4 protein-coding genes are annotated in these 3,993 nt (G+C 74.5%); 3 read left to right on the top strand and 1 reads right to left on the bottom strand.

Features of this window, described 5'->3' with window-relative positions:
• The 3 genes from R7226_RS31050 to R7226_RS31060 all read left to right on the top strand — a co-directional run.
• A partial coding sequence (locus tag R7226_RS31050) for a patatin-like phospholipase family protein (RefSeq protein WP_318601423.1) occupies positions 1 to 1,346 on the top strand: 1,346 nt, incomplete at its 5' end.
• Positions 1,347 to 1,432: 86 nt separating this feature from the next.
• Positions 1,433 to 2,014, top strand: coding sequence for an NADPH-dependent FMN reductase (locus R7226_RS31055; RefSeq protein WP_318601424.1), 582 nt, complete (start codon positions 1,433 to 1,435; stop codon positions 2,012 to 2,014).
• 56 nt (positions 2,015 to 2,070) lie between these two features.
• Positions 2,071 to 2,739 (top strand): response regulator transcription factor, encoded by a 669-nt coding sequence (locus tag R7226_RS31060; protein WP_318601426.1) that lies wholly within the window; start codon positions 2,071 to 2,073, stop codon positions 2,737 to 2,739.
• A 10-nt stretch (positions 2,740 to 2,749) separates the two neighbouring features.
• Here R7226_RS31060 and R7226_RS31065 read toward each other — a convergent pair.
• On the bottom strand, positions 2,750 to 3,993 hold a 1,244-nt coding region (locus R7226_RS31065; protein WP_318601427.1), incomplete at its 5' end, for a sensor histidine kinase.

The raw sequence follows: 3,993 nt of genomic DNA on the forward strand, positions 1-3,993 counted from the left end.
GCCGCGACCGCCGCGGCGACGGCCGCCGCCCGCCACGCAGGCCAGGTGCGCGCGCGGGCATGAGACGCGTCGCGCTCGTGCTGCCGGGCGGCGGCGCGCGCGGCGCGTACGAAGTCGGCGCGCTCTCGATCCTGCTGCCGGAGCTGGAGCGGCGCGGCGAGCAGGTGACGCTGCTGTGCGGCACCAGCGTCGGCGCGATCAATGCGGCGCTGCTGGGGTCGCTCGCGCACCTGCCGGTCGCCGCGCAGGTCGAGCTGGCGATCGAGCGCTGGCGCGGGCTGGAGCGCAGCGACGTGATCGCCCCGCTGCTGTCGCCGCGGCTGCCGCTCAACCTCGGGCGACTGGTCGGCGACGCGCTCTCGCTGCCGGGGATCCGGCGCGGCTCGCTGCTGGACCCGCGGCCGCTGCGGCGCTACCTCGACCGCCACATGGACTGGGAGGCGCTGCACCGCAACGTCGACGGCGGCCTGCTCGACGCCGTCTGCGTCGTCGCGACGCAGCTGGCGACCGGACGGCCGGTCGGCTTCGTCGAGGCGGCGACGCCGCGCAGACTGCCCGTCAGCGAGGAGCTGCCGTTCATGCCGGTGCGGCTCGCCGACGAGCACGTGCGCGCCTCCGCCGCGATCCCGCTCGTCTTCCCGGCTGTCGAGATCACGACGCCGGAGCCGGCCCAGGGCTTCTACACCGACGGCGCGACGCGGCTCAACTCGCCGATCAAGCCGGCCGTCGAGCTGGGCGCCGACCACGTGATCGTGATCGGCTTCGAGCCGCTGGCGGCGCCGCCGGTCGCGCCCGTCGAGCCGCCCCCGCACCTCGTCGACGTGCTCGCGAACATGCTCGACGGCCTGCTCGTCGACCAGGTCGCCGACGACATGCAGCGGCTGGTCGCGATCAACTCCTTCTTCGTCGAGGACCATCGCGTCGGCACGATCCCCTCCGCGCGCGCCTACCGCGAGGCGCGCGGGCGGCGTCCGTATCGCAAGATCGCGTACGCGATGGTGACGCCGCGCCGGCGGCGCGAGCTGGGCCAGCTGGCGATGACGGTCTTCGAGCAGCGCTACGGCGGCCTGAAGGCGGTCAAGCATCCTGACCTGCTGATGCTCGGGCGCCTGCTGCGCGGCCGCACCGACGCCGGCGGCGACCTGCTGTCGTTCCTCTTCTTCGACCGCGCCTACGTCGACGCGCTGATCGCCGCCGGCCGCCGCGACGCGCGCCGCTGGCTGCGCAGCCACCCGGCCTTCTGGTGCGCCGACGGCGCTCACGACTTCGACCTCGCGCCGGTCGACGCCGCCAGAGAGCGCGACGCGACCTCGCTCGACGAGTACCGCGCGCTGCGCCGCACCTGAGGCGACCGCCGCACGCCGCGCCTCGCGCCGCGGCGCGCACGCGCCACATCCCAGGCGTTGTTCGACACCCTTCTAAGCTGGGTCGCATGCCCCGACTGATGATCGTGATCGCCTCGACCCGTCCCGGCCGCGTCGGCCTCCCCGTCGCCGAGTGGTTCCGCGACCATGCCGCCGACCACGGCGGCTGGGAGCTGGACGTCGCCGACCTCGCAGAGATCGCCCTGCCGCTGATGGATGAGCCCAACCATCCGCGCCTGCAGCGCTACGAGCACGCCCACACGATCGCGTGGGCCGAGCGGGTCGCCGCCGCCGACGCCTTCGTGATCGTGATGCCGGAGTACAACCACTCCTTCACCGCGCCGCTGAAGAACGCGCTCGACTACCTCCACGTCGAGTGGCAGCACAAGCCGGTCGCGCTCGTCAGCTACGGCGGCATCTCCGCCGGCCTGCGCGCCGCGACCGCGATCAAGCACGTGCTCGTCGCGCTGCGGCTGACGCCGATCCCCGACGCCGTCACGATCCCGTTCGCCGCCAGGCTGATCGACGAGGACGGCCGCTTCCAGCCGAACGAGCTGATGGAGCAGTCCGCGACCGCGATCCTCGACGAGCTGGCGCGCGTGCAGGACGCGCTGCGGCCGCTGCGCGAGCCGGCCGCCGAGGTCGCCTGACCCTCTATCACTTTCGTCCCATTGCGCGGCGCCGCGCGATCGGGGACGATCGTCAGATGATCCGAGTCGTTGTCGCAGACGACATGGCGCTCGTCCGCGGCGGCATGAAGATGATCCTCGAGGCCGATCCCGGCATCCGCGTCGTCGGCGAGGCCGCCGACGGCGCCGACGCGGTCGAGCAGATCATCAGAACGGGCCCCGACGTCGCCGTGATGGACATCCGCATGCCGGGCGTCGACGGGATCGAGGCGACCCGCCGCCTGCAGCAGCGGATGCCGTCGGTGCGCGTGCTCGTCGTCACGACCTTCCACCTCGACGAGTACGTCCACGAGGCGCTGCGCGCCGGCGCCGCCGGCTTCCTGCTGAAGGACACCGCGCCCGACTCGCTCGTCGGCGCCGTGCGGACCGTCGCGGCCGGCGACGCGCTGCTGTCGCCCGCCGTCACGCGCCAGCTGATCGAGCACTACGTGCACCGCCCGACGCCCGACCCGGGCCTGACCGACCGGCTCGCCGAGCTGACCCCGCGCGAGCTGGACGTCGCGCGGCTGGTCGCGCGCGGGATGACGAACGCCGAGATCGCTGCCCAGCTGTTCCTCGGCGAGGGCACCGTCAAGACGCACGTGACGGCGATCCTGTCGAAGCTCGCGCTGCGCAACCGCACGCAGATCGTCGTCGCCGCCTACGAGTCCGGACTCGTAGAGCTCGGCAACAGCGAGATCGCCTGAGCGCGACCGCTCACGCGATCTCGCACGGCAGCTCCGCTCGTACGACCCACTCGCCGTCGCCGTCGTGGCCGGCGATCAGCCAGCCGTCGTAGACGCGCACGCGCTCGCGCATGCCGGCGATCCCGAGGCCGCCGTCGCGCGCCGGGATCGGGCGGTGCGGCTCGTGGCGGGCGGCGATCGCGTTGCGAACCTCGATCGTCAGGCGCCCCTGCTCGGCCGCGACGCGGGCGCGCACGACGACCGCGCCGCCGTGCTTGCGCGCGTTCGTGAGCGCCTCCTGCACGATCCGGTAGGCCGCGCCGGCGTGGCCCGGCGGGACGGCGGCGACGTCGCCGACCAGCTCCAGCCGCACGTCGAGCCCGTGCGCCTCGGCGCGCCGCGCCAGCTCCGTCAGCCGCATCAGTCGCGGCGCCTCCGCCTCGCCGGCGCCGTCGAGCGCGGCGAGCAGCTGGTCAAGCTCCCCGAGCACCTCGCCGGCGACCTCCTCGACCGCCGCGATCGCCGTCGCGGCCGCCACCGGGCGCGTGTCGAGCAGCTGGTCGGCGACCGCGCACTGCAGCGTGATCGACGTCAGCCCGTGGCCGACGAGGTCGTGCAGCTCGCGCGCGACGCGCAGCCGCTCCGCCTCGACCGCCCGCCGTATGACGGCCGCCTGGCGCCGCTCCTCGGCGGCGCTCAGCGCACGCAGCTCGTCGACCTCGGCCAGGCGCCGCCGTCCGCCGACCCCGGTCGCCCATGCCGCCACGACCATCGTGGCGAAGAACAGCATGATGCTCGGCGGGTACATCGCCCAGTTCCAGTCGAACGCGAGCAGCACCGTCAGCAGGCCGCCGCCGACGACGCCGCCGATGCCCGCGACCGCCGCCAGCCACAGCGGCTGCACGTAGGCGCCGGCGATGAAGGCGGTCACGTACAGCGGCGCGTTGAGGCCGAAGGCGTCGCCGAGCACCACAGTGCGCACTGCGCAGATCGCGACCACCAGCACGACCGTCAGCAGCGGCCAGCGCCGCCGCGGGACGAACGCGAGCGCGAGCGCGACCGCTCCGGCCAGCCGCACCGGCACTGACGCGGGGCCGTACCACTCCTCCGGCTTGCCGGCGGCGAGCAGCGCCTCCGTGACTTCCAGCACGAGGATCAGCAACGGCACCCCCTGCCCCCGCAGCCACGGCGCGCGGCGCAGCCACGCCGGCGGCGAGCGCCGCGCGGGCAGCCCCTCCGCGCGCGCCGGCAGCACGACCGACAGCGTCGTGCGCC

It is taken from the genome of Conexibacter stalactiti (genome assembly GCF_033542075.1).
GTDB classification, from domain to species: Bacteria; Actinomycetota; Thermoleophilia; order Solirubrobacterales; family Solirubrobacteraceae; genus Conexibacter; species Conexibacter stalactiti.